Source organism: Lysobacter sp. yr284 (genome assembly GCF_900107375.1).
In the GTDB taxonomy this organism is placed as follows: Bacteria; Pseudomonadota; Gammaproteobacteria; order Xanthomonadales; family Xanthomonadaceae; genus Lysobacter.
Window position 1 is genome coordinate 16506 of record NZ_FNPT01000017.1, and the last position, 23666, is coordinate 40171.

24 protein-coding genes are annotated in these 23666 nt (G+C 71.0%); 12 read left to right on the plus strand and 12 right to left on the minus strand.

Annotated elements, in window-relative coordinates:
* Positions 1 to 79: 79 nt before the first annotated feature.
* Together BLV01_RS19635 and BLV01_RS19640 are read right to left on the minus strand one after the other, a co-directional pair.
* Positions 80 to 526 (minus strand): hypothetical protein, encoded by a 447-nt coding sequence (locus BLV01_RS19635; RefSeq protein ID WP_091803941.1) that lies wholly within the window; start codon positions 524 to 526, stop codon positions 80 to 82.
* A 180-nt stretch (positions 527 to 706) separates the two neighbouring features.
* Complete coding sequence (locus BLV01_RS19640) at positions 707 to 1534, minus strand: NYN domain-containing protein (protein ID WP_091803944.1); 828 nt, start codon at positions 1532 to 1534, stop codon at positions 707 to 709.
* 168 nt (positions 1535 to 1702) lie between these two features.
* Here BLV01_RS19640 and tal point away from each other — a divergent pair, with 168 nt between their 5' ends.
* Together tal and BLV01_RS19650 are read left to right on the plus strand one after the other, a co-directional pair.
* Positions 1703 to 2656, plus strand: coding sequence for a transaldolase (gene tal, locus BLV01_RS19645; RefSeq protein ID WP_091803947.1), 954 nt, complete (start codon positions 1703 to 1705; stop codon positions 2654 to 2656).
* A 10-nt stretch (positions 2657 to 2666) separates the two neighbouring features.
* Entirely contained in the window at positions 2667 to 3950 is a 1284-nt protein-coding gene (locus tag BLV01_RS19650; RefSeq protein WP_091803950.1) for an NAD(P)/FAD-dependent oxidoreductase, read from the plus strand.
* Between the two features lie 82 nt (positions 3951 to 4032).
* On the opposite strand, the gene BLV01_RS19655 is transcribed toward BLV01_RS19650, so the two are convergent.
* The 3 genes from BLV01_RS19655 to BLV01_RS19665 all read right to left on the minus strand — a co-directional run bounded on the left by BLV01_RS19655 (position 4033) and on the right by BLV01_RS19665 (position 5635).
* Positions 4033 to 4461 (minus strand): hypothetical protein, encoded by a 429-nt coding sequence (locus BLV01_RS19655; protein WP_091803953.1) that lies wholly within the window; start codon positions 4459 to 4461, stop codon positions 4033 to 4035.
* 81 nt (positions 4462 to 4542) lie between these two features.
* On the minus strand, positions 4543 to 4971 hold the full coding sequence (locus tag BLV01_RS19660) for a hypothetical protein (RefSeq protein WP_091803956.1): 429 nt from the start codon (positions 4969 to 4971) through the stop codon (positions 4543 to 4545).
* A gap of 181 nt (positions 4972 to 5152) precedes the next feature.
* Positions 5153 to 5635, minus strand: a complete 483-nt coding sequence (locus BLV01_RS19665; RefSeq protein WP_091803960.1) for a DUF1203 domain-containing protein — start codon at positions 5633 to 5635, stop codon at positions 5153 to 5155.
* A gap of 303 nt (positions 5636 to 5938) precedes the next feature.
* On the opposite strand from BLV01_RS19665, the gene BLV01_RS19670 reads away from it, so the two are divergent.
* A complete protein-coding gene (locus BLV01_RS19670) occupies positions 5939 to 7270 on the plus strand; it encodes a hypothetical protein (RefSeq protein WP_139178892.1) in 1332 nt (443 codons plus the stop codon).
* Positions 7271 to 7405: 135 nt separating this feature from the next.
* Here BLV01_RS19670 and rpoH read toward each other — a convergent pair whose 3' ends face one another.
* Positions 7406 to 8284 (minus strand): RNA polymerase sigma factor RpoH, encoded by an 879-nt coding sequence (gene rpoH, locus BLV01_RS19675; RefSeq protein WP_091803966.1) that lies wholly within the window; start codon positions 8282 to 8284, stop codon positions 7406 to 7408.
* A 606-nt stretch (positions 8285 to 8890) separates the two neighbouring features.
* On the opposite strand from rpoH, the gene BLV01_RS19680 reads away from it, so the two are divergent.
* Entirely contained in the window at positions 8891 to 11962 is a 3072-nt protein-coding gene (locus BLV01_RS19680) for a TonB-dependent receptor domain-containing protein (protein ID WP_175486126.1), read from the plus strand.
* 108 nt (positions 11963 to 12070) lie between these two features.
* On the opposite strand, the gene BLV01_RS19685 is transcribed toward BLV01_RS19680, so the two are convergent.
* Complete coding sequence (locus BLV01_RS19685) at positions 12071 to 12448, minus strand: YybH family protein (RefSeq protein WP_091803971.1); 378 nt, start codon at positions 12446 to 12448, stop codon at positions 12071 to 12073.
* Between the two features lie 121 nt (positions 12449 to 12569).
* On the opposite strand from BLV01_RS19685, the gene BLV01_RS19690 reads away from it, so the two are divergent.
* Both BLV01_RS19690 and BLV01_RS19695 read left to right on the plus strand, forming a co-directional pair.
* Complete coding sequence (locus tag BLV01_RS19690; RefSeq protein ID WP_091803974.1) at positions 12570 to 13484, plus strand: LysR family transcriptional regulator; 915 nt, start codon at positions 12570 to 12572, stop codon at positions 13482 to 13484.
* On the plus strand, positions 13481 to 13954 hold the full coding sequence (locus tag BLV01_RS19695) for a hypothetical protein (RefSeq protein WP_091803977.1): 474 nt from the start codon (positions 13481 to 13483) through the stop codon (positions 13952 to 13954). Before BLV01_RS19690 ends, BLV01_RS19695 begins: the two co-directional genes overlap by 4 nt.
* A gap of 117 nt (positions 13955 to 14071) precedes the next feature.
* Here BLV01_RS19695 and BLV01_RS19700 read toward each other — a convergent pair whose 3' ends face one another.
* A complete protein-coding gene (locus BLV01_RS19700) occupies positions 14072 to 15580 on the minus strand; it encodes a MocR-like pyridoxine biosynthesis transcription factor PdxR (RefSeq protein WP_091803980.1) in 1509 nt (502 codons plus the stop codon).
* A gap of 91 nt (positions 15581 to 15671) precedes the next feature.
* Here BLV01_RS19700 and BLV01_RS19705 point away from each other — a divergent pair, with 91 nt between their 5' ends.
* From BLV01_RS19705 to BLV01_RS19715, 3 genes are all read left to right on the plus strand, one after another.
* Positions 15672 to 16367, plus strand: coding sequence for a glutathione binding-like protein (locus tag BLV01_RS19705; protein ID WP_091803983.1), 696 nt, complete (start codon positions 15672 to 15674; stop codon positions 16365 to 16367).
* Positions 16368 to 16518: 151 nt separating this feature from the next.
* Positions 16519 to 17325 (plus strand): MBL fold metallo-hydrolase, encoded by an 807-nt coding sequence (locus tag BLV01_RS19710; protein WP_091803986.1) that lies wholly within the window; start codon positions 16519 to 16521, stop codon positions 17323 to 17325.
* Positions 17326 to 17355: 30 nt separating this feature from the next.
* Positions 17356 to 17829 (plus strand): cupin domain-containing protein, encoded by a 474-nt coding sequence (locus BLV01_RS19715; protein WP_091803993.1) that lies wholly within the window; start codon positions 17356 to 17358, stop codon positions 17827 to 17829.
* Positions 17830 to 17842: 13 nt separating this feature from the next.
* On the opposite strand, the gene BLV01_RS19720 is transcribed toward BLV01_RS19715, so the two are convergent.
* From BLV01_RS19720 to BLV01_RS19730, 3 genes are all read right to left on the minus strand, one after another.
* Complete coding sequence (locus tag BLV01_RS19720; protein ID WP_091803997.1) at positions 17843 to 18205, minus strand: ArsR/SmtB family transcription factor; 363 nt, start codon at positions 18203 to 18205, stop codon at positions 17843 to 17845.
* Complete coding sequence (locus tag BLV01_RS19725) at positions 18195 to 18650, minus strand: SRPBCC family protein (protein WP_091804000.1); 456 nt, start codon at positions 18648 to 18650, stop codon at positions 18195 to 18197. The genes BLV01_RS19720 and BLV01_RS19725 overlap by 11 nt, the downstream gene beginning before the upstream one ends.
* 134 nt (positions 18651 to 18784) lie before the next feature.
* The gene (locus BLV01_RS19730) at positions 18785 to 19483 is read right to left on the minus strand and encodes a hypothetical protein (protein ID WP_139178894.1); all 699 of its coding nucleotides are present in this window, start codon (positions 19481 to 19483) and stop codon (positions 18785 to 18787) included.
* A 46-nt stretch (positions 19484 to 19529) separates the two neighbouring features.
* On the opposite strand from BLV01_RS19730, the gene BLV01_RS19735 reads away from it, so the two are divergent.
* From BLV01_RS19735 to BLV01_RS19745, 3 genes are all read left to right on the plus strand, one after another.
* Positions 19530 to 20228 carry a response regulator gene (locus BLV01_RS19735; protein WP_091804007.1) on the plus strand — a complete coding sequence of 233 codons (699 nt, stop codon included), beginning with the start codon at positions 19530 to 19532 and terminating at the stop codon, positions 20226 to 20228.
* On the plus strand, positions 20229 to 21605 hold the full coding sequence (locus tag BLV01_RS19740; protein ID WP_091804010.1) for an ATP-binding protein: 1377 nt from the start codon (positions 20229 to 20231) through the stop codon (positions 21603 to 21605).
* A gap of 140 nt (positions 21606 to 21745) precedes the next feature.
* Positions 21746 to 22180: a hypothetical protein gene (locus BLV01_RS19745; protein ID WP_139178897.1), complete on the plus strand. Its 435-nt coding sequence runs from the start codon at positions 21746 to 21748 to the stop codon at positions 22178 to 22180.
* A 25-nt stretch (positions 22181 to 22205) separates the two neighbouring features.
* Here BLV01_RS19745 and BLV01_RS19750 read toward each other — a convergent pair whose 3' ends face one another.
* Positions 22206 to 22877, minus strand: a complete 672-nt coding sequence (locus BLV01_RS19750) for a TetR/AcrR family transcriptional regulator (RefSeq protein ID WP_091804017.1) — start codon at positions 22875 to 22877, stop codon at positions 22206 to 22208.
* Between the last annotated feature and the right edge of the window lie 789 nt (positions 22878 to 23666).

Sequence of the window (23666 nt, forward strand, 5' to 3'; positions counted from 1 at the left end):
CTGTAGGAGCTGCGCAAGCTGCGACCGCGAACACGCAACTGCGAGGAAACCGCCGGCGCAAGCGCGCGCCAGCCGCCCCTCACCGAATCTCGATCTTCAACGAATACTTCGACACCGTGCCGCGGCGCGCGATGGCGCGGAACTGGTACACCTGGATGCGGTAGGTGCCGTTGGCCGGCAGCACCGCGCTTTCGCTCGAACGCCCGTTCCGGTAGGCGGCGCTCAGTTCCAGCCCGCTCGCGTCGGGGTCGGGCGTTCCGTCGGCGCGCGGCGGGAAGACGTTGACGTTGGCATTGGCGCTGCCGGCAATCGCCAGGCGCAAGGTCTGGCCGGCGCGGGCGACGACGAGGTATTCCACCGAGTCGTAGCCCTTGATCGCGCCCTTCACCGTGGCACCGGTGGTTCCCTTGGCGAACTTCACCGGCACGGTGACGACTTTGTCGGCCGCGCCGACCGCACCGGCGGCAGCAGCGAGCGCCAGCGCGAGGATCGCGATGCGGGCGAAACGGGCAGGAAACCAAGGCATGCGGGGCTCGTCGGCGACAGGAAGGAAGCGCGGAATCTACCGCACGCCCCTGAGCGCGGGTTGAACATTTTCCGCCGCGTTGCGAACGCGCGTACGCACCGCGCCGAATCGGCAGTTCGCATGCACTTCCAGTGCGGACGAGATGCGCAACGCACGCGCGCGACAACCGCCGCGGCGCGATCAGCCCTTGTCGGCCTTGCCCTTGGCCTTGGGCTTCGCCGCGCCCGCGCCGTCCTGGCCCGCCGGCTCCTTCGCCGCGTCCTTGGCCTTGCCCTTGGGCTTGTCGCGGATCCACACGATCTGGTTGTCGCGCCGGGTCTCGAACAAACCCGCCGCTTCGATCAGGTCGCTGAGCTTGCGATAGCCGTAGTTGCGCGAATCGAACGAAGCCTGGTTGGCGATCTGGTGCCCGACCGCGCCCAGGTGCGACCAACCGTCGTCGCCGCTGGCCGCCTCCACCGCGCGCCGCAGCATCCGCACCAGCCGGGTGTCGCTGCGCAGGTCCTGCGGGCTGCGCAGCGCCACCGTGGCCACGGTCTCGTCGGCCTGCACCTCCGCCGCCGGCTGGCCCAACCCTTCGACGTAGGTGAACTTGGAGCAGGCGTTGACGAAGGGCTCGGGCGTCTTCTTCTCGCCGAAGCCGTAGACCCTGACCCCGTCGGTCAGCAGCCGCATCACCAACGGGGTGAAGTCGGCATCGCTGGAAACGATCGCGAAGGCGTCGAGGTTGCGCGCGTACAGCAGGTCCATGGCGTCGATCACCATCGCCATGTCCGAGGCGTTCTTGCCCTTGGAGTACGCGAATTGCTGGATCGGGCGGATCGCGTACTCGTGCAGCACCGCTTCCCAGCTTTTCAGGTTCGGGCTTTTCCAGTTGCCGTAGGCGCGGCGCACGTTGGCCGCGCCGTAGCGGGCCACCTCGGCCAGGATCACCTCGATCTTGGCGGCCGGCGCGTTGTCGGCGTCGATCAGCAGGGCGATGCGTTTTTCTTCCGTGGCCACGGCCATGGTCGGAGCTCCGGGGCCGCGGCGCGGCCGTCCGCGCCAGCCTAGCGCAAGGCGGCGCGGCCGGCGACGCGCGCGCGGCCGCCAGGCAGAAGATAGCGCCGGCTTCATGACGGGCTAACCGCAATGGGCGAAAATGGCGCGGATACCTAACGACAGAACCCATTCCCCATGAGCAACCGCCTGCAACAGCTGCGCCAACTCTCCGCCGTGGTCGCCGACACCGGCGACATCGAGGCCATCGCCCGCTTCCAACCGCTCGACGCCACCACCAATCCCTCGCTGCTGCTCAAGGCCGCCGGCCTGCCCGCCTACGCGCCGCTGATCGACGCCGCCGTCGCGAAGGCCCAGGGCGCCGACGCGCAGGCGCGCGTGGCCGACGCCGGCCTGCGCCTGGCCGTGGCCATCGGCGGCGAGATCCTCAAGCTGATCCCCGGCCGCGTCTCCACCGAGGTCGACGCGCGGCTGAGCTTCGACACCCAGGCCAGCCTGGCGCAGGCGCGGCGCATCGTCGAACTCTACGAGGCCGCGGGCATCGGCCGCGACCGCCTGCTGATCAAGGTCGCCTCGACCTGGGAAGGCATCCGCGCCGCCGAGCAGTTGGAGAAGGAAGGCATCCACTGCAACCTGACCCTGCTGTTCTCCTTCGCCCAGGCGGTGGCCTGCGCCGAAGCCGGGGTGTACCTGATCTCGCCCTTCGTCGGCCGCATCCTCGACTGGCACCTGGCCAGCGGCGCGGCCACGCCGGCCACGCCGCAGGACGACCCGGGCGTGCAGTCGGTCGCGCGCATCTGGAACTACTACAAGCGCCACGGCTACCAGACCGTGGTGATGGGCGCCAGCTTCCGCAACGTCGGCCAGGTGCTGGCGCTGGCCGGCTGCGACCGCCTGACCATCTCGCCGGAACTGCTCGGCGAACTGGAAGCCAGCGACGGCGAGGTGCCGCGCGCGCTCAACGACGACGGCGAACGCGCCGCCGCGGGCGAGCGCCTGGGCGAGGCCGGGTTCCGCTGGCAGCACAACGAGGACGCGATGGCGACCGACAAGCTCGCCGACGGCATCCGCCGCTTCGCCGCCGACCAGCGCAAGCTCGAAGCGCTGCTGGCGCAACGCGCGAACGGATGAGGAGCCGGCTATGTCCGATACCCGCAAGCATGTCGTCATCGTAGGCGGCGGCTTCGGCGGACTGTGGGCGACCCGCGCACTGGCGTCCGCGCCGGTGCGCATCACCCTGATCGACCGCCGCAACCACCACCTGTTCCAACCGCTGCTGTACCAGGTCGCCACCGCCGGCCTATCCTCGCCGGACATCGCCGCGCCGCTGCGCCACATCCTGCGCAAGCAGGCCAACGTCGAAGTGCGCCTGGGCGAAGTCGTCGGCATGGACGCCGACGCGCGCAGCGTCGTCCTCGCCGACGGCGAGCGCATCGGCTACGACTTCCTGCTGCTCGCCAGCGGCGCCACCCACGCCTACTTCGGCCACGACGAGTGGTCGGCGCACGCGCCGGGCCTGAAGACCCTCGACGACGCCCTGCACATCCGCCGCCGCGTGCTGCTCGCGTTCGAGCGCGCCGAGGCCGCGCAGATCGAGCAGGAACGCGCCGCGTGGCTGCACTTCGCCGTGGTCGGCGGCGGCCCGACCGGGGTCGAGCTGGCCGGCACCCTGGCCGAGATCGCGCGCAAGACCCTGCGCCGCGAGTTCCGCCGGATCGATCCGGCGCAGGCGCGGGTGCGCCTGATCGAAGCCGGGCCGCGGGTGCTGGCGAGCTTTCCCGAGTCGCTGTCGGAAAAGGCCCGCGCGCAGTTGCAGCGGCTCGGCGTGGAAGTCTCCACCGGCACCCCGGTCGGTTCGATCGACGCCAACGGCTACACCCTGGGCGCCGAATTCGTCCCCGCGCGCACGGTGCTGTGGGCCGCCGGCGTGGCGGCCTCGCCGCTGGGCGCGCTGCTCGACGTCCCGCGCGACCGCGCCGGCCGCGTGCAGGTGTTGCCCGATCTCAGCGTGCCCGGCCGGCCGGAGATCTTCGTCGCCGGCGACCTCGCCAGCCTGCAGCAGGACGACGGCAAGCCGGTACCCGGCGTGGCGCCGGCGGCCAAGCAGATGGGCAGCCACGTCGCCGGCAGCATCCGCGCGCGCCTGGCCGGCCAGCCGGCGCCGCCGCCGTTCCGCTACGTCGACTTCGGCAACCTCGCCACCATCGGCCGCCGCGCCGCGGTGGTGGACCTGCACGGCTGGCATTTCTCCGGCGTGCTGGCGTGGACGTTCTGGCTGGCCGCGCACGTGTTCTTCCTGATCGGCTTCCGCAACCGCCTGATCGTGATGCTCAACTGGTCGTGGGCGTACTACACCTACCAGCGCCACGCCCGCATCATCCTCGGCGGCGCGGGCGACAAGTCCGCCAACGACGACGAGGACTGAGTCCGGCCCGCGCGGCGACGCAGGCCGCGGTAAAAAAAGGGCGCCCGAGGGCGCCCTTTTTCGTTCGCGGCCATGCGCTCGCTCAGGTGTATCCGTCGTAGTAGTACGCCGTCGCCTGCACCTGCCGGCTCGCGCCGGTGTCCAGGTCGGTCACGGTGGCCTGCACGATCGCCACGCCGTCGCCGGCCAGGTCGGTCGTGATCGGCACCGCGCAGGCGTTCTGGTTGGCGCAGGACGCGACGATCGCATTGGTCTCCAGATCGCGCCAGACGAAACCGTAGTTGCCGGCCGGCAGGCCGGTCACGCTGAACACCGCCACCGACGTGTGGTGCGCGCCATTGGGCACCCACCACGAACTGCAGGTGTCGGGCGTGGGGATGTCGTAACGGAAGGTGTCGACGTAACACACCATGCCGGCGTCGGTGACGTTGCCGGCCTGCACTGGCGCGGCATGGCCCATGGCCAGCGCCAGCGCGACCGCGCTCAGGCCGATGCTTGTATTGATGCGCATGAAACTCTCCTTGTCCGATGTGCGTGATTCGATGAACCACCGCGCGCCGCGGCGTTCGCCGCCGGCGCGCGGCGGCCGCGATCAGTTGTAGCCGTCCCAGTACCACGCCGTGGCATCGAGCGAGCGCTGCGCGCCGGTGGCCGTGTCGGTCACCACCACCCGCGCGCGCGCCTCGCCGTCGCCGCGGGTCTCGGTGGCGATGGGCACGATGCAGTACTGCGCGTTGCCGCAGCCGGCCGGCGCCTGCCCGGTTTCCAGGTCGGTCCAGGCGAAGCTGTAGCTGCCGGCCGCCAGGCCGGTCACCTCGAACATCGCCACCGACGGATTGGTCGCCGTGCCCGGCGTCCAGGTGCTGTGGCACCACTGCGCCTGCGGCACGTCGAAGGCAAAGGTATCGACATAGCACGTCAGTTGCGCGCCGCTCAGATCGCCCGCGCGCGCGGGCGCGACCGCGGCCAACGACAACGCCGCGGCGAAGCCCGCCGCGATCAGCATCTTGCTCACTTCCATGACCCCCTCCTTTTGGTTTTAGACCGGCGCATGGCGCGGCCGGCGCCGCAGTCTTGGGCCGGCGCGCGGGCGCCGGCAAGCAGGAGGCCGCATTGCTGCGACGCGGCTTGCAGTTCTCAGCCGCCCGCGCGGCGCCGCGGCGGCGAAGTTGGGTGCGGTCGCAACCGCGAATGGCGCCGGCTCAGCCCTGCGCCGGCTCGCGGTCGATCGCGCACAGGAAGCAACCGTAGCGCGCGTTGTGGGCATGGATGCGGGCGGTGCGCGGATCGTCGAACAGTTCCTGCATCGCCGCCTCGGCATCGCGCCCTTCCAGCGCGCGCGCCTGCAGCATCCAGCCGTCCGCATCGTAGGCGCGCAACGACAGATGGCGGGTGCCCAGGATCGAAGGCAGCCGATTGCGCAGCGTCGGCGCACGCATCGCGTCCTCGCGCACGAAGATCGGACCGCTGGCGCGATACGGGCCGTCGCAATCGTGATGCGCGAAGGTCAACAGCAACAGCCGCTCGCCCGGCGCCGCCTCGGCCAGCGACACCCGGCACGGATAGCCGGTCGGCGAATCCGCCACGACCCGGCGCATACCGTGCGCGCGCAACGCCGCATCGTCGAGCGCGAACAACGGCGCAAAGGTTTCCGGGGCGAGACCGTCGATTCGGTAGGCGTGCATGGCGCGGGTTCCGGTGGGTGGGGACGGCGCCACGTTAGGCCGGTTGGGCTGGGGGCGATATCCGCGTCTTGCGCAGCGCCCGCATTGGTTTAGGCTGAGCGCCCGCGCGCACGTCGCGATTCGCCGATGAAGGACCGCATGAGCGCGCAGCGCAGCTCGACCCCGCATACATCCCGACGTTCGCGCCGCCCCGCACTGCAGACGATGCTGTTCGCTTTGGCTGTGGCGATGAGTTTCGGCGCGAGTGCGATTCCGCGCGGACTCGATGCTTCCGCGCCCGCCGCGGCGAAAACGACGGCGCGCGTGCCGGCCGGGAACTTCATCGATCAAGTCCAAGCCGAATCGCAGGCCGCCGAGGATTTCGGCCGGCGCCACCTGCCGTTGCAGTTCTCCGGCCGTCTCGACCAAGCCGTGGCCGAACTGGTCGCCTACGCCGAACAAGGCGGCGCCGCACGCCGGTTCGCCATCGGCAACATGCTGTGGTCGATGGCGCCCGAGGCCTCGTTGCGCCTGCACCGCAGCGCGGACGCCCTGCAGCCGGAGCAACCGGAAATCCTGTTCGAGTTGGCCCTGCACTACACCCGCAAGGACGACTGCGGCGCCGCGTTGCCGCTGTGGACGCGTCTGCGCGCCAGTCCCATCGGCATTGCGGATACGGCTACCTACGTCGCTGCGTATTGTTACCTGGCCCTCGGCGACCTGCGCGGCGCGGCGGCGATCGTGCGCGACTCCAACGTCGATTCGCGCCACGTCGGCGCCGAGAAGATGTCGTACGAAGTCTTCGGCGGCCCCAGCGAACTGAGCCGCTTCGGCCAGGACTACCGCCAGGCCTCGCGCGGCGACCGGGCCGCGCTCGAACGCCTGCTCGCGCGCTCGTTCGATTGGCACGGGGATTGGTGGAACGCCGCGCCGCAAGCCTCGGCGCAGGACGCGGCGATCGCGCTGGCGCGCGCGCAGTGGAGCCCGCAGCAGCGCGAGCGCCAGGAGTGGGACTGCCTGTGGCCCAAGCTGCGCGATCGCGAGCAAGGCCTCGGCTACGACGATCTGGAGCGCTGCCGGGTGATCGTCGGCAACCACCCGTACCCGGCCAGTTCGGCGCTGGGCCGGGTGGCGCTGGGCCGTGCAGCGGCGCGCGCGACGCAGCCGCCGGACTTCGTCGCCCTGCTCGCCCGTCATGGCGATACATTGCGCGAACGCGCCCGCAGCGAGAGCGGCGACCTGGAAGCGCTGCGGGTGTTGGCCTATCTGCAGCAGAACGCTGCAGACGCCGCCGGCCTGGCCGAAAGCGATGAGCTGGGCTGGAAACGCTATCGCGACGAACGCTTCGCGCTCAGCCGCATCCGGCACGCCGAACCCGCCCCGGACACGGTGCCGGACCCGGCCTACCGAGCGATGCTCGCGCAGGCGGCGCAGGATTTCCCGCACGCGCCGCTGTATCCGATGCTGGAAGCGGTCTACCGCGCCGGCGACGGCGATCTGCCGGCTGCCGATGTCGCCCGCATATTGCAGGCCGAGACCCGAACGTTGGATCTGAGCATCCGCAGCGGCGGCCTGCGCTCGCATTCGCAGCTCAAGGCGCTGTACCGGCACTTGGACGCGATGCTGGAAAAAGAGGGCGCCAAGCCAGGCGGCTGAGCGCCTGCCGCCTGGACGCGGGCTACGGCACGCGTTGCGGGCGAAGCCGCATCCGACGAGGCCCAGTCCGGCGGCGCAAAAACAAGAACGGCCCGGGTCGCCCCGGGCCGTTCGTGGTTTCGATCCGCTGCGCGCTTACGCCGCGAACAGGCCGCGCATCTTCTTCAGCGCGTTGGCCTCGATCTGGCGGATGCGCTCGGCGCTGACGCCGTACTCGTCGGCCAGTTCCTGCAGCGTGACCTTGCTGTCGGCGTCCAGCCAGCGACGCTTGACGATGTCGCGCGAGCGCGCATCCAGGCCGGCCAGGCCCTCGCGCAGCAGCGCGAGTTGGTTGTCTTCCTCGTCCTCGCGCTCGTAGCTCTGCGAGGGGTCTTCGTCGGCGGTGCGCAGGTACGCGGCCGGCGACGGCGGCGCGTGGTCGTCGTCCTCGTCGCTGGGCGCGTCGAAGCCGATGTCGCGGCCGGACAGGCGCGACTCCATCTCCATCACTTCGCGCTCGGAGACGTTGAGGTCCAGGGCCACCTGACGCACTTCCTCGGCGTTCATCCAGCCCAGGCGGGTCTTGGACTTGCGCAGGTTGAAGAACAGCTTGCGCTGGGCCTTGGTCGTGGCGACCTTGACGATGCGCCAGTTCTTGAGGATGAACTCGTGCATCTCGGCGCGGATCCAGTGCACCGCGAAGGAGACCAGGCGCACGCCCTGTTCGGGGTCGAAGCGCTTGACCGCCTTCATCAGGCCGATGTTGCCTTCCTGGATGAGGTCGCCGATCTGCAGGCCATAGCCGTTGTAGCCGCGGGCCACGTGGACCACGAAGCGCAGATGGGAATGGACGAGTTCGCGGGCCGCGTCGAGGTCTTCCTCGTCGCGGAAACGGCGGGCCAACGCCTGCTCGTCTTCGGCGGTCAGCACCGGGATCTGGTGCACCGCGCCGATGTACGCGTCCAGCGAACCGAGCGCGCTGGGCACAGGCAGGTTGTTGGCGACAAGAGCGGAGGATTGGGCGATAGAGGTCATGTCGGCGATCTTAGCAGTCGGCCTATCGGACTGCTAAAGGGTGGGGAAGTTCCGCAGTGTTGCGGGATTGGAACGGCCGGGAGGGCCGAAAAACGGCTGGCGTTCAGGCTCGCGGGAGTGTCGCGGACCGGGCGTGGCCGCAGCGTCGTCTAACGATGACGGCGCCGCAAAAACGGCCTTTGCGATCAGCGACTTGGCTCGGGCGGATGGCTGGGGCCGCGCTGCCCGAAGCGGTTCCGACCAGATTTCGCGAGCCTTTGTGAGACAGCCGCACGGCGTGGAAAGTTCCCGGGGACGCGCCGGGGCGGCGGAGGCGTCGAGGGGTTCGGCGCACCCGTACCACTAGGTTCGTCAGCAGCGGCCACTGCACCCGCAGGCACGCGCGAAACGGCTGAACAGGCGCGCAGTTGACACCTTTTGGCTGAAACAGCACGTAACAGCAAGCATTCCATCACGGTTTCGCAATGATTCCGGTCGCTTTCGCGCTTGCGACCGCTTTGCCGGATTAGGCGTACTGGCAATGCGCCGGCCCCCTGCGCCGGCCCGACCCGGGGAACCTACATGATCAGCACGTCCTCCCGCCGCATCCTGCGGCGCCGCCCGCTTTTGACCGCTCTGGCCGTGGCCCTGGCCGCGCCGGCCTTCGCTCCCGCCGCGCTCGCCCAGGACGCCGCCACGCCGGCACCGGCGCCGGCCGAGCGCAAGGCGACCGAACTGGAAGGGATCAAGGTCACCGCCTCGCGCATCCCGCGCTCGGGCTTCGACACCCTGGAACCGGCCACCGTGGTTTCCAGCGAATCGGTGCGCGAGCGCGGCATGACCAATGTCGCCGACGCGCTCAACCAGACCGTCGGCTTCGGCATCGGCCAGACCCCGGAAGGCGGCCAGGCCAACTACGCCGGCGGCGTCAATTTCGTCAACCGCTTCGGCCTGGGCAGCAACCGCACCCTGACCCTGGTCAACGGCCGGCGCGTGGTGACCTCGCGCGCGCTGACCAACTTCGGCGCGTCCGCCGGCGCCCAGGTCGACCTCAACGCGATCCCGGTGCAGATGATCGACCGGGTCGAGAACGTCGCCATCGGCGGCGCGCCGACCTACGGCTCCGACGCGATCGCCGGCGTGGTCAACGTGATCCTCAAGGACCGCTTCCAGGGCGTGGAGGCCAACTTCAACTACGGCATCAGCGACCACGGCGACAACGAGCGCCTGGGCTACAGCTTCCTCGCCGGCGCCGACTTCGCCGACGGCCGCGGCAACCTCATGGTCGGCGGCTCCTACGACGACAGCCAGGGCCTGCTGCGCTCGGACCGCACCGACTTCGCCCGCGCCTACGCGTTCCCGGCCAACCCGAACGCGGCGCAGATGCGCGCCAACCAGCCCGGCCGCAATCCCGAGACCGACGGCCGCGTGCACGGCAACGTGCCGTTCGACACCGGCCCGAACGACGGCATCCCCGGCACCGTGCTGATCCGCGACGCGCGCACCTTCACCAACACCTTCGGCGGCCTGGTCCTGCCGGTCAGCGGCGCGGTCACCCTGCCCGGCGGCGCGCTGCGCGGCTTCGGCCCGGGCGAGCGCACCTACCTGCAGTTCGCGCCCAACGGCAACCTGGTGCCGTTCGATCCGGGCGTGAACTTCGGCACCAGCACCGCCTCCGGCGGGCAAGGCCTCAACACCGCCGACATCACCGCGCTGCTGACCAGCCTCAAGCGCCAGACGGTCAACGTGATCGGCCACTACGACGTGGCCGACAACGCGCGCCTGTTCGTCGAGGCCATGCACTACCACGCCGACGCCTATTCGCCGAGCGACATCGGCACCACCGGCAACACCACCGCCGGCACCCGCCTCAACAGCGCGCTGATCGTGCAGTCGACCCATCCGCTGCTCAACGACCAGGCGCGCCAGCAACTATCGGCGCTGGGCATCCGCAGCTTCCGCCTGGCCCGCACCTCGGCCGACCTGGGCCTGACCCCGGACCGCACCGAAACCGACATCGACCGCATCGTGGTCGGCGCGCGCGGCGACTTCGAGCTGTGGTCGCGGCCGTTCGACTGGGAAGTCTCGGCCAACTACGGCCGCATGCAGGCGACCACCTCGTCGACGGCGCTGAACCAGCAGAACTTCATCAACGCGATCAACGTCCGCAACGTCGGCGGCCGCCTGGTGTGCGATCCGACCGCGGGCAACGCGCTGTACGCGGCCAGCGCCGGCGCCAACTCCAATCCCATCGCCGATCCCAACTGCGTGCCGCTGGACCTGTTCGGCCAGGGCCGGCCCTCGGCCGAGGCGATCCGCTACGTCACCGGCACCGCGCGCACCGACTTCGAGCAGAAGCAGAAGGTGTTCAGCGCCTTCGTCAGCGGCCCGGTCGCCGAGCTGTGGAGCGGCCCGCTGAACGTCGCGCTGGGCTACGAGCACCGGATCGAGGAAGGCGGCTTCAGCCCCAACGACTTCACCCGCCGCGGCCTCGGCCGCGCGGTCGCGATCCCGCCGCTCAACGGCAAGTACCACACCAACGAGTACTACGTCGAAACGATGCTGCCGCTGGTCTCGCCCGACGCCGGCATTCCCGGCCTGCACCGGTTCGACATCACCGGCAAGTTCCGCCGCGTCGACAACAGCGTCAACGGCGGCTTCAACGCCTACACCTACGGCCTGCAGTGGGAGCCGATCGAGGGCCTGCAGATCCGCGGCAACAAGACCCGCTCGCTGCGCGCGCCGGTGATCACCGAGCTGTACCTGCCGCAGGTGGAGTTGTTCCAGGCCACCTCCGACCCCTGCGACCGGCGCAACGTCACCGGCGGCCCCAACCCGGCCGCGCGCGCGCGCAACTGCGCGGCGTTCTACCAGCAGTACGGGCTCAACCCGGTCGACTTCCAGCAGAACAGCGCCAACTCGCGCGCCGCGCGCCAGGGCGAGCCGAACCTGCGCAACGAGGCGGCCGATTCGTGGACCGCCGGTTTCGTGTGGCAGCCGGAGTTCGTCAAGGGCCTGCGCCTGGCGGTGGACTACAACGAGGTCAAGCTCAAGGACCAGATCTTCGCCCAGAGCGTCAACGACGTACTCTCGGCCTGCTACGACAATCCCGACTTCAACGCCGGCAACGTCAATACCGCCAACTACTACTGCCAGCAGATCCAGCGCCGGCCCGACGGCCAGTTCGACATCGTCGCGGTGCGCTACCGCAACGGCGATTTCATCCATTTCCAGGGCATCACCGGCGAGCTGGCCTACCGTTGGGACGTCGGCGACTGGGGCCGCTTCGACTTCAGCGCCAACGCGCTGTGGGTCAAGCGCTTCGAAAGCTCGACCACCGGGGTGAGCGTCGACGACGACGTCGGCGAGATCGGCATGGCCGAGCGCCAGTACCAGTTCGGCCTGGACTACCAGAAGAACAAGCTCGGCCTGAACTTGAACGCGCGCTACCTGAGCGCGTCGGTGTTCAACAACGAGAACACCGTGGAGACCTCCGACGTGCTGCGGGCGCCGTCGTACTGGTTGCTCGGCGCCGGGGTGAACTACCGCTTCACCGACAACGTGCGGGTCAACTTCGCGGTGCAGAACCTGCTCGACAAGGACCCGCCGCTGGGTACCACGCCGAGCGAGCTGGGCATCGGCACCTACGACATCCTCGGCCGGCGCTACAGCATGAGCGTGAGCTACCGGTTCGATTGAACCGCGCCGCGGGGCACCGCGGGACCCGGGCGCGGCGCGCCCGGGTCGGTTCGTGCAGTTCGGCGCGGCCGGCACGTCCGGCCGCGCGCGTGCGCGCGTGCGCCGGCCTCAGCCGCGCGGCAGGCTGGTGGCGAACAGATAGCGGTGGATCTTCCACTGCCCGCCTTCGCGCCGGAACACGAACAGCTCGTTGTTGCCCTCGTCCACGTCGGTCCCGGCGGCGAGCAGGCGGGTGCGGCCGACGGTGCTGGTGCGCACCCAGGCCCAGTCGCCGGCCTCTTCGGCCTCGTGGATGCGGAACTTCACCGACAACCCGATCGCGGCGAACACCTGCTCGTAGCCGGCACGGACCGCGGCCCGGCCGACCAGGGCCGGGGCGTGCTGCGGCATGAACACCGGGTCGCTGCCGTACAGCGCGAGGACGGCGTCGGTATCGCTGGCGTTGAGCGCTTTTTCGTAGGTTTCGATCACGGACTGGAGGGACATGGCGGGCTCCTGGGGGATGCAAACGCTGCGGCTTGCAGCGGGTGGAGCCACTGTCCCCCTTCCGGATTCGAAATATAATCCACACCGAAGACAGGCTTTCTCTCAAAATAGAGAGGACCCAATGGACCTCAATGCAGTGCGGATGTTCGTCAGCGTGGTTCAGGCCGGCAGCCTGTCGGCGGCGGCCGAGCGCGCGGGCGTGCCGTTGCCGACCCTGAGCCGGCGCATCCGCGAACTGGAGCGGCAGTTGAACGTGCAACTGCTCGAACGCTCGGTGCGCGGCACCCGCCCGACCGACGCCGGCGCCCGCCTGTACGAACACGCCGGGCGCGGGATCGAGGCGCTGGCGGAGGCCGAGCAGGCGGTGGCCAGCGACCAGGCCCGGCTCAAGGGCCGCCTGCGCCTGTCGCTGCCGCCCGGCTACGAGCCGTGGTGGGAGCTGCTGTCGGCGTTCCAGCAGCGCTATCCCGACATCCGCCTGCACGTTTACACCAGCGAGCGCCGCATCGACCTGGTCGAGGACGGCATCGACGTCGCCCTGCGCGTGGGCGCGATCGCGCACGAGGCGATGGTGGCGCGGCGGTTGCTGTCGTATCGCCACGTGCTGGTGGCCGCGCCGTCGCTGCTGGCGCGGCTGGGCGCGCCGGAATCGGTCGCGGCGCTGGATCGCTTCCCGTGCGCGGCCTGGGCGCAGAGCGGCGGCTGGCAACTGGGCGCGCAAACCTTCCAGCCGCAGCCGCTGCTCTCGACCAACGACTACGCGCACCTGCGCAGCCGCGCGCTGGCCGGCGAGGCGGTGACCGAGCTGCCGCCGTTCCTGGCCGCCGCGGCGATCCGCGCCGGGCATCTGGTCGCGCTGCTGCCGGAGCATCCGCTGCCGGAGCAGCACGTCCACCTGCTGTATCCCTCGCACCGCCACCCCTCGGCGATCGTGCGCACCTACCTGGCGTTCTGCCAGGAGCGGGTGGCGACGCTGGCCGCCGCCTGCGCCAGCGACGCGCCGGCGGCGCACGACCCGCGCGGGATCGCCCGATGAGCCGCGCGCCGGTGCGGCGCTGCCTGCAGCACGACCGCAGCGGCTGCGGCCTGGCCTGCGTGGCGATGCTGGCCGGGATCGGCTATGCCCAGGCGCGCACCCTGGCGCGGGCGCTGGCGATCGGCCCGCGGCTGTCGCGCCATCGTGCCGGCGGCGGCGCCGCCGCGCGCGCGCCGCGCGAAAGCTGGCGGACCGATGCGGGGCAACTGCGGCGGATGCTTGCGGTGCTGCGCATCGGCAGCGGCAGCGAGCGCGCGGTCGGCGACTGGCGCGACTGCGGCGGCGACGGGCTGGTCGCGATCAACCCGCGCGAGGACGGCACCTGGCATTGGGTGGTGTACCTGCACGACCCGGTCGCGCCGCGCGTGCTCGATCCGAACCCGCGCGTGCGCCGCGACCCGCGCCGCGACTTCGGCCGGATGCGGCCGGTGCGGTTCGTGCCGGTGACGTTGCCCGAAGCCGCCGGGTAGCCGCGGCGCGAACCGCGACCGCGGCAACGCAACCGCGACGATGCCTTCGACGCGGCCGGATCGGATGCGCTCGCGGCTTGCGCCGCCGCTAGCGGCTGCGAACCCGGGCTGCGCGGATCAAGGCGCGCCCAATCCCGCCAGCGAACGCGCGAACGCGCGCGTCGCCGGGCGGATCCGTTCGACGTCGATGACGCCGTAGCCGAAGGTGATCGCCGGCATCGCCGGCGCGCTCATCGCGTATTCGCCGATCGACTGCGCGCCGGGCATGTACCGCGGCAGCCGCGCCAGGATCGCCGGCGCCAGCGCCGGGTCACGGATGCGCGCGGCCAGGTGCATGCCGGCTTCGCACGGGATCGGCTGCAGCCACGGCGCCAGTTCCGCGTCCAGCGCCGCCAGCAGCGCCTCGCGCCGCGGCGCGTACACCGCGCGCATGCGCCGCACGTGGCGGGCCAGGTGGCCGTCGCGGATGAAGGCGGCGAGCACCGACTGGGTGATCGTGTCGCTGTGCGAGTCGGCGCAGTGCTTGACCGTCGCCAGCGCATCGCGCGCCCAGCGCGGGGCGACGATGAACCCCTTGCGCAGCGACGGGAACAGGCTCTTGGAGAAGGTGCCGATGTAGAACACCAGGCCGTCGCGGTCGAGCGTCTGCAGCGCGTCGAGCGGGCGCTGGCCGAAGCGGAACTCGCCGTCGTAGTCGTCCTCGATCACCAGCGCGTTGCGCTGGCGGGCGAAGTCGAGCAGCGCGCGGCGCCGGCGCAGCGACAGCGCCACCCCGGTCGGCGACTGGTGCGAGGGCGTCACGCTGATCACCCGCACCTGCTCGGGCAAGCGCTCCACGCACAGGCCCTCTTCGTCGACCGGTATCGGCAACAGCCGCGCGCCGGCCGCGGCGAAGGCGGCGCGCACCGGCGGGTAGCCGGGCTCTTCCACCGCCACGCAGGTGTCGCCCGGCGTCACCAGCAGGCGCGCCAGCAGGTCGAAGGCCTGCTGCGCGCCGGAGGTCACCACCACGTCCTCGCCGCTGCAGGCGACCGCGCGGGCGAAGGCCACGTGCTGGGCGATGGCCTCGCGCAGTTCGGCGATGCCTTCCGACGGCGGATAGCCGAAACCGGTGCGCGACCAGGCCCGCAGCGTCTGCGCCGACAGCCGCCGCCAGGTCTCGTGCGGGAAGTGGCGATGATCCGGGATGCCGAGGCGGAAGCAGCGCTCGGGCAGGTCGCGCGGCGGCTCCGGGCGCAGGAACGGGGTGCGCCAGAGCGGGTTCAGGCGCGGGTCTTCCGGCCCCGCGGACAGCCGCTGCGGCGCGCGCCGGTCGCGGCGCGCGGCGACGTCGGCGACCACCGCCTTGGCGCCGCGACGCGGCGCGACGTAGCCCTCGGCGATCAACAGGTCGTAGGCGGCGACCACGGTGTTGCGGGCGACGCCCAGGCCCGCGGCGACCCGGCGCGTGGCCGGCAGCGCCGCGCCCGCGGCGAAGCGGCCGTCGAGGATGGCCGCGCGCAGTTGCTGGTGCAGTTCGTGGGTCAGGTTGCCGCGGCCGCGCGCCGGCAGGTCCAGCGGGAACTCGAACACCGGGGCGTCCGGCTCGGCGCCCGTGGGCGCGGCGGCGGCGAAAACTGGTTCCATGGATTCCGTCCGATTTGGACCAACCGGGGCGCCAGCGTACTCCTAAGCTGGCTCCATGGAAGCGGCCCCTCGCCGCTGCGGACCCGCCGAGATGATCGACCTCCACTACGCCGCCACCCCCAACGGCCTGAAGCTGCGCCTGTACCTGGAAGAGACCGGGCTGGCGCACCGGATCGTGCCGGTCAAGCTCTCCGCCGGCGAGCAGTTCGCTCCGGAGTTCCTGGCGATTTCGCCGAACAACAAGATCCCGGCGATCGTCGACCACGCGCCCGCCGACGGTGGCGCGCCGCTGCCGGTGTTCGAGTCCGGCGCGATCTTGCTCTATCTGGCGCGCAAGACCGGCCTGCTGTGGCCGCGCGCCGAGCGCGATCAACTGGAGGCCACGCAGTGGCTGTTCTGGCAGATGGCCGGGCTCGGCCCGATGGCCGGACAGGCCGGGCACTTCCGCGCGCACGCGCCCGAAGCGGTGCCGTATGCGATCGACCGCTACACCCGCGAGGCCGCGCGGCTGTACGGCGTGCTCGACCGGCGCCTGCAGGGGCGCGAGTTCATCGCCGGCGAGGAACTGTCCATCGCCGACATCGCCTGCTATCCGTGGGTGCTGCCGCACGCCGGGCTCGGCCACGACCTCGCCGCCACCCCGGACCTGCAGCGCTGGTTCGAACGCATCCGCGCGCGGCCGGCGACGCAGCGCGCGTATGCCGGCGTCGACGATCCGTATGCGAAGCCGGCCAATTTCACCGCAGCCGAGCGGCAGGCGCTGTTCGGCCAGGGCGCGCAAGGCTGACCCGACGCGGTGGCGGGAGGGGCTTCGGCCCCGCCGCGCGGGTGCCCGATCGCGGCGACCGGACGCGTCGGGACTGGAGTCCCTCCCCCAAGCCGCCCCGCCCGCACTTGTTCGTCGCCACCCATCTCGCCAGCCACCGCCGAGGCCCGCCATGCCCTGCCCGATCTGCGAAACCTGCGGCACCCAGTTCGCCGAATCCGCCGCCCCGCCCGCGCACTGCCCGGTGTGCGAGGACGAGCGCCAGTACGTCGGCTGGAACGGCCAGCGCTGGACCACGATGGAATCGCTGGCCCAGCGCCACCGCCTGCGCATCGACGACGACGCCGGCGTACTCAGCCTGACCATGACGCCCGGCTTCGCCATCGACCAGCGCGCGATGTTCCTGCCCACCGGCGCCGGCAACATCCTGTGGGAGACCCTGTCGCTGGTCACCGACGAAGCGGTGCGCGCGCTGCAGGCGCTCGGCGGCGTCGACCTGATCGCGGTCTCGCACCCGCACTTCTACGCAGCGATGGTCGAATGGAGCCGCGCGCTCGGCGACGTGCCGATCTACCTGCACGAGGCCGACCGCGACTGGGTGCAGCGGCCGTCGCCGGCGATCCGCTGGTGGCGCGGCGACGAGCTGGCGCTGTCCGACGATGTCGCCCTGATCCGCTGCGGCGGCCACTTCGACGGCAGCACCGCGCTGCACTGGCGCCGCGACGGCGCGCGCGGCGCGGCGCTGTTCCCCGGCGACGCGCTGCAGGTGGTCTCCGACCGCCGCCACACCACCTTCATGTACAGCTACCCGAACTACATCCCGATGAAACCGGCCGACGTGCGCGCGATGCGCGAACGCATCGCCGGCTTCGAGTTCGAGGACGTCTACGGCTACAGCCTGGGCCGCAACATCCTCGGCGGCGGCCGCGCCGCGGTGGATGCCTCGTTCCAGCGCTATTTCGACGCGATCGCCGGCTGAGCCGGCACCCACGCCCCGCGAGGAACCATCATGGCTTCCGGCTTCGACGCCCTGCACGACTACCTGCCCGCGCGCATCGGCGCCAGCGCGCAACTGCCGTGGATCCCCGCCGACACGCCCGGCAAGTACTCCAAGCCGCTGCGTTTCTTCGCCGACGACCGCGGCTTCGTCGAACTGCTGCGCATGGACCCGGGCCTGGCCATGCCGCTGCACCGTCACACCGGCGAGATCCACGCCTACAACCTCAGCGGCACCCGCCAGCTGTGTACCGGCGAGCTGATCGGGCCGGGCGACTACGTCTACGAACCGCCGGGCAACGTGGACTGGTGGAAGATCGTCGGCGACGAGCCGATGATCGCGCTGGTGGTGGTGATGGGCGCGGTCGAGTTCCTCGGCCCCGGCGGCAGCGTGCGCATGCGCGCCACCGCGCAGAGCCAACGCGCCGCGTACGAGCGCTATTGCCGCCAGCAGCGGCGGCCGGCGCTGGACCTCACCGACCGCTGAGCGCGAACCCGCCTCAGCCCTCGACGAACGCCTGCAACCGCAGCAACGCCTGGTCCCACTGCTCGGCGATGCGCTGCAGCGACTGCCGCGCCTGTTCCAGCTCGGCCGGCTCGAACTGCCACAAGCGTTCGCGCCCGGCCTTGAGGTCGCGCACCAGCCCGGCGCCGGCCAGCACCTGCAGGTGCTTGGTCACCGCCTGGCGGCTGATGTCGGTGCCGGCGGTGAGCTGGGCGATCGACAGCGCGCCGCCGGCGCACAGCGCCACCACCAGCCGCAGCCGGGTTTCGTCGCCGAGCGCGTCGAACACCCGCGCCGAGCGCCGCAGCGCCGGCGCCTTGAACGCGGCCGCCGGCCGGGCGGCGGGCTTACTCGACATAGCGCGCGATGTTGCCGACCTGTTCGTCCCAGCCGCCGGAATTCATGCGGAAAGCTTCCTCGCGGCGCTCGGCCGGGACTTGGTCGAAGCCCGACTCGGTCACCGTCAGCAGGGTGCCGCCGTCGGCGTCCTCGAGCGCGAACTCGACCAAGGTCGGCGGCTCGTGCGAGTAGTCGCGGCCCGGATCGACCGCGTAGGGATGCCAGTGGAACGAGAACAGCCGCTCGGGCTCCATCGCCTGCACCACCACCTGCATCAGCAGGTGCTCGTAGCCGGGATAGGTGATGTGGCCCTGCGCGCTCTGGCCGGGGGCGAAGCGCTGGCCCTGCAGCTTCACGCCGAACCACTGGCCGAAGGATTCGGCGTCGGCCAGCGCGCGCCAGACCTTGGCGCGCGGGGCCTTGAGCAGGATGCGGCGTTGGATGCGGTCGGTGGATGCGTTCATGGGCAACCTCTTGGATGCATATCGCCGGGCCAGAGTGGACCGCAAATACGCAACCGTCAAGTTGCTTGTTCAGCCAACGGCGCGAAGCCGCCAACGTCCGCACCCGCGCCCGCGCCTGGCTCGCCTCGCCGCGCTCAGTACGCCACCGCGAGCGCCGTCCACACCAGCGCGATCGCCAGCGCGACCGCGGTCGCGATCCGTTCCACCGCGGCGTCGCGCCACCGGATTCGGCAAACCACCGCGGCCGCCAACACCACGCACGGCACCGCCAAGGCTTCGATGCCGATCATTCCGCAACGCACCATCCGGTCGCCGACGTCGCACATGAAGCGATTCGGGTTCAGCGCGAGGGCGGTATCGGCGATGACGGTATACAGCGGCGGCACCAGGGCCAGGCAGAACAACGCGATCCACAGCAACGATTGCGCCGCGCGCGCCGGCCATGCGCGCGGCCAGCATCCCAGCGCCAGGCAGCACGCGCAGGCCGCGGCCGCGATCGCGGGCAAGCCCCAGGCGACGCTGCCGCGGTTGATCCAGACGGTGCACGCCAGCCCCGCGACCCACACCGCGGCGACTGCGATAGCATTCCTGCGCGCGGCCGCGCCGGCGCCCGCCGCGCTCATCGCGCCCGCTTCCGCGGCGACCGGGCCGCCTTCGCGCTGGGTCCGCCCGCCGCCGCGCGCGCGTGGCACCGCAACCGTCCGCGTCCGCACCGCATCGTTTCCTTGATTGCGCTTCGCATCCATCGCCTCCTTTCGTGCCCCATGTTCACACACGCGAACCCGGCTGACGCTAGCCTCAACGGCAGATGTGTTTATTTGTATCGTCTCCACGGCCCACACCGCCCGGCGCTACCATGCCGGCTCGCATGAGGTGGCCATGAATAAAGTCCTGCTGATCGAGGACGACGCCCGTCTGGCCGGGCTGATCTCCGAGTACCTGCAACGCTACGACTTCCAGACCTCGGTGGTGCTGCGCGGCGACCTCGCGCTGCCCGCGATCGAGAACGATCCGCCCGACGTGATCGTGCTCGACCTGATGCTGCCCGGCATGGACGGCTTCGACGTGTGCCGGCAGATCCGCAAGCAGTCGAGCCTGCCGATCGTGATGCTGACCGCGCGCGCGGACCTGTTCGACCAGGTCACCGGCCTGGAAGTCGGCGCCGACGACTACGTGCTCAAGCCGGTGGAACCGCGCCTGCTGCTGGCGCGGCTGCGCGCGGTGCTGCGCCGCAGCCAGGCCCAGCCGCAGGCGGCGGGGCCCTCGATCCTGAGCTACGGCGGCCTGCAGATCGACCTCACCGCGCGCCAGGTGCGCTGGAAGGGCGATGAGATCGACCTCAAGACCGCCGACTACAACCTGTTCGTGATCCTGGCCCAGGCCGCCGGCCGCGTGCTCAGCCGCGACGAACTGCTGCGGCGCTGGCGCGGCATCGGTTTCGACGGCGTCGACCGCACCGTCGACGTCAGCATTTCGCGCCTGCGCCGCCACTTCGCCGACGACGCGCACGAGCCGCGCAAGATCAAGACCGTGTGGGGACGGGGCTATCTGTTCAGCCCGATCGCCTGGGAGGACTGAATGCTCTCGATGCTGGTGCGGTTGTACCTCACCGTCGCGGGGCTGCTGTTGTGTTCGATCCTGCTGGTGCAGCAGGTGTTTCCCTATCTGTTCCCGGACCAGTACTCGGCCTCGGTCCGGCACGAGTTCGTCGGCGAGCTGACCCTGCTGCGCGAGCGCCTGGGCGATACCGCCGGCGCCGAGCTCGACCGCCGCCTGGCCGAACTCAACCGGCGCACGCCCGAGCGCTACAGCCGGGTGCCGGCGCAGGAGCTGCGCGCCCTGCCCAAGCGCACCCGCGCCGAACTGGCGCGGCTGGGCAGCGCCAGCACCCACCTGGGCAACGAGCGCCACCACCTGTTCCTGCGCCTGCCGGGCGGCGACACGGTGCAGATCGTCTACACCGAGAACGACTTCCCGATCCGCTACGTCGCCTACCTCACCGTGTTCGCGATGGTGCTGCTGGGGCTGATGATCTGGCTGCAGCCGCACTGGCGCGACCTGGAACGGCTGCGCGTCACCGCCGCGCAGTTCGGCGACGGCGACCTGGGCGCGCGCGCGCGCCTGCGCGGCGGCTCCTCGATCCGCCAGCTGGCGGCCTACTTCAACAACATGGCCGACCAGATCGGCCGCCTGATCCAGTCCCAGCGCGACATGGTCAACGCCGCCTCGCACGAGCTGCGCACGCCGATCACGCGGCTGGAGTTCGGCCTGGCCAACCTCGCCGACACCCTCGACGACCGGGTCGCGCGCGCCCGCGTGCACGCGCTGCGCTGCGACGTGGAGGAACTCGACCTGCTGGTCGGCGAACTGTTGACCCTGGGCATGCTCGAACGCAGCGGCCCGCGCCCGAGCCTGGAGCCGGTGCACCTGGAAGGCTTCCTGCGCGCCTCCACCGGCGTATCGGCGGAGGAACTGCGCATGCGCGCCACCCAGGTCGAATGGGCGATCTCGCCGGAGCTGGGGGAAGTGGCGGTGGAACCGCGCAGCCTGCGCCGCGCGTTCTCCAACCTGATGCGCAACGCGGTGCGCTACGCCGACAGCGCGATCCGCGTCGCCGCCGAGCCGGCCGGCAACGACTGGCTGCTGATCGTCGAGGACGACGGCGTCGGCATCCCGGCCGAGGACCGGCGCCGGGTGTTCGAGCCGTTCTACCGCCTCGACCGCAGCCGCGACCGCGCCACCGGCGGCTACGGCCTGGGCCTGAGCATCGTGCGCCAGGTGATCGAGCGCCACGGCGGCACCGTCCACGTCGAGCCCTCGCCGCTGGGCGGCGCGCGCTTCGTCGCGCGGCTGCCGCAGCACCCGCAGCTGTGGTCCGGGCGCGAGGGCGCCGCCGCCGGCGAGGACGAGGCCGGCGAAGCCGACGCGCAGGAGCGCCCGTTCCACCTGCAGTGAGCGGCCGCTGCCGCGGCCATGACCCCTTTGGCTCCCGCACCGCGTTGGCAACAGCGCGGGCGACGTTTTCACGCACCATTGCAAGCACGCTCGTTCACACTGCGACCGGCTCCAGGATAGGAACCCCGACCCATATGGACATGAACGCCCTGCCCGACGACCTCGAGTCGCGGGTGCTCGACCTGGCCAACCAGGCCATCGCCCACCAGACCGCCGGCGAGCACCGCCAGGCCGCCAAGCACTGGGGCCGCGCCATCGCCCTGGCCGACAGCGGCCTGGGCAGCGACGAGATCCGCCACTGGCTCAGCGCCGGCGCGGCCGAGGCGCTGTACCGGCTCGGCGACTACGCCGCCTGCATCGTCGCCGCGCGCGCGGCGCAGGACTGGAGCCGGCAACAGCACGCGCCGCTGGCCGCGCTGCTGCTCGGCCAGGCGCAATTGCGCCTGGGCGGGCGCGAGGCGGCGCTGCTGGCCTTGCGCGAGGCGCGCGCGCTCGGCGGCGAAGCGATCTGGGACGCGATCGATCTCGACCTGCGCGCGGCGGCGGCGCGGCTGCTGCGCAGCCACGCGGCCTGAGCGCGGCGCCCGGCGGTGGCGCGGCTCAGAACCGCGACCACCACTGCACGTTGCGCTCGAAATGGCCGACCAGGGTCTGGACCAGACGATGCCGGGTCTCGGCCGGGCGCGCCTGCGCGTCGCCGCAGGCGATGGCGCGGTCGACCGCGCCGTGCATGGCGCTGAAGAAGATCACCGCGGTCATGCGCGGGTCCGGCGCCGCCCACACCCGCGCGGCGATGCCGCCTTCGAGCAGTTCCACCAACTGGTCGATCACCGGATTGTCCTGCCAGGCCTGGCGGTCGTAGCCCTTGCTGTGCGCGTGCGCCTCGTGGAACAGCGCGTCGTGCAGCGCCACCTGCTCCAGGTACGCGCTCACCGCCGTTTGCACCCAGGCGCGCAGGCGCCCGCCCCAGTCGCCGTCGCGGCAGCGGTCCATGGCCTGGCGCACGCGCGCGACGAAGCCGTCGGCGAAGCGTTGCTCCAGCGCCGCGCGCAGGCTCTGTTCGCAGCCGAAACGCGCGCGCAGCTGCGCTTCGTCCAGGCCCGCCGCCGCGGCGATCCGCTCCAGCCGCAGCGCGGCGCCGCCGTACGCGGCGACCAGGCGCGCGGCCGCGTCCAGCGCCGGGTCCGGCGCCAGGGCGAGGAACGCCGACGCGGCAGCGGCGGCGCGCGCATCCGCCTCGCCCGCCGCCGCGGGCTGCAGGGTGACGGTCATAGGGCGAATCTCCAAATGAGAACCGTTCTCATCATATCCCATCAGACGCCTGCCGGGCGGCGACGCCCAACCCTCGTTGGCCGCCGCGGAGACCCAGCCCAGATCGAACGCCGGGGCGGACGCCGGGCAGGCGCGACCGGCGAGAACGCGGCCGCCGCATCGGCATCGCGCGTTTCTGTGCTGGATAATTTTTCACCAATCCTCACCCGCGCTTGCGACCGCGATCGACATTCGCATGCGAACCAATCCATTGCCGTGGCTGAAAACGCGTTCGCGCTCAGCGGAAACGAATCGGACACGATCACAACTCGCGCGTGATTGAACGCGAGTCCGAGACAACGCGCGACATGGGCTTTTTTCCGGGGAATTTCGCGTTTTTCGCAAACCGATACGAACGCGGCGACAAGGCCCGCCGCTGTAGAAAAACCTTCACATATCCGTCTTGTGATAAGTCTCTCACCGTCGCCCCCGTAAATATTCGACTTGTGATAAGCCTCTCACCCACCTTGATGGACATGACTTGAGCGCTCGGGGATATTGACCCCGAAGGCGCCGTCCAACGCATTGCGCAACGTCGCCTTTCGATGCGTTCGCGTCCGCCCGCCGCGGCGGGATGCCGCATCGTTTGTTCCGTCCCCCCTTTGCGACACCGATAAGAACTAAGGCCCACCGTCCGCCGCTCGCGCCGGATGTACACGGATAGAGGCCCTGCCCAAGCGCGCTGCGCTGCGGCCGTGCTGGTACTTTTTTTGCATTCGCTGACACACGGAGAGGGGGCCACTCGTAAGA

Bases quoted from the DNA above. Each gene is read 5' to 3' on its own strand.
- BLV01_RS19685 (WP_091803971.1), bottom strand. From the start codon at position 12,448: ATGTCCCTCCAGTCCGTGATCGAAACCTACGAAAAAGCGCTCAACGCC.
- BLV01_RS19655 (WP_091803953.1), bottom strand. From the start codon at position 4,461: ATGCGCATCAATACAAGCATCGGCCTGAGCGCGGTCGCGCTGGCGCTG.
- BLV01_RS19725 (WP_091804000.1), bottom strand. From the start codon at position 18,650: ATGAACGCATCCACCGACCGCATCCAACGCCGCATCCTGCTCAAGGCC.
- BLV01_RS19750 (WP_091804017.1), bottom strand. From the start codon at position 22,877: ATGACCGTCACCCTGCAGCCCGCGGCGGCGGGCGAGGCGGATGCGCGC.
- BLV01_RS19695 (WP_091803977.1), top strand. From the start codon at position 13,481: ATGAGCCGCGCGCCGGTGCGGCGCTGCCTGCAGCACGACCGCAGCGGC.
- rpoH (WP_091803966.1), bottom strand. From the start codon at position 8,284: ATGACCTCTATCGCCCAATCCTCCGCTCTTGTCGCCAACAACCTGCCT.
- BLV01_RS19700 (WP_091803980.1), bottom strand. From the start codon at position 15,580: ATGGAACCAGTTTTCGCCGCCGCCGCGCCCACGGGCGCCGAGCCGGAC.
- BLV01_RS19720 (WP_091803997.1), bottom strand. From the start codon at position 18,205: ATGTCGAGTAAGCCCGCCGCCCGGCCGGCGGCCGCGTTCAAGGCGCCG.
- BLV01_RS19740 (WP_091804010.1), top strand. From the start codon at position 20,229: ATGCTCTCGATGCTGGTGCGGTTGTACCTCACCGTCGCGGGGCTGCTG.
- BLV01_RS19745 (WP_139178897.1), top strand. From the start codon at position 21,746: ATGAACGCCCTGCCCGACGACCTCGAGTCGCGGGTGCTCGACCTGGCC.
- BLV01_RS19640 (WP_091803944.1), bottom strand. From the start codon at position 1,534: ATGGCCGTGGCCACGGAAGAAAAACGCATCGCCCTGCTGATCGACGCC.
- BLV01_RS19635 (WP_091803941.1), bottom strand. From the start codon at position 526: ATGCCTTGGTTTCCTGCCCGTTTCGCCCGCATCGCGATCCTCGCGCTG.
- BLV01_RS19705 (WP_091803983.1), top strand. From the start codon at position 15,672: ATGATCGACCTCCACTACGCCGCCACCCCCAACGGCCTGAAGCTGCGC.
- BLV01_RS19660 (WP_091803956.1), bottom strand. From the start codon at position 4,971: ATGGAAGTGAGCAAGATGCTGATCGCGGCGGGCTTCGCCGCGGCGTTG.
- BLV01_RS19715 (WP_091803993.1), top strand. From the start codon at position 17,356: ATGGCTTCCGGCTTCGACGCCCTGCACGACTACCTGCCCGCGCGCATC.
- BLV01_RS19665 (WP_091803960.1), bottom strand. From the start codon at position 5,635: ATGCACGCCTACCGAATCGACGGTCTCGCCCCGGAAACCTTTGCGCCG.
- BLV01_RS19735 (WP_091804007.1), top strand. From the start codon at position 19,530: ATGAATAAAGTCCTGCTGATCGAGGACGACGCCCGTCTGGCCGGGCTG.
- tal (WP_091803947.1), top strand. From the start codon at position 1,703: ATGAGCAACCGCCTGCAACAGCTGCGCCAACTCTCCGCCGTGGTCGCC.
- BLV01_RS19710 (WP_091803986.1), top strand. From the start codon at position 16,519: ATGCCCTGCCCGATCTGCGAAACCTGCGGCACCCAGTTCGCCGAATCC.
- BLV01_RS19650 (WP_091803950.1), top strand. From the start codon at position 2,667: ATGTCCGATACCCGCAAGCATGTCGTCATCGTAGGCGGCGGCTTCGGC.
- BLV01_RS19690 (WP_091803974.1), top strand. From the start codon at position 12,570: ATGGACCTCAATGCAGTGCGGATGTTCGTCAGCGTGGTTCAGGCCGGC.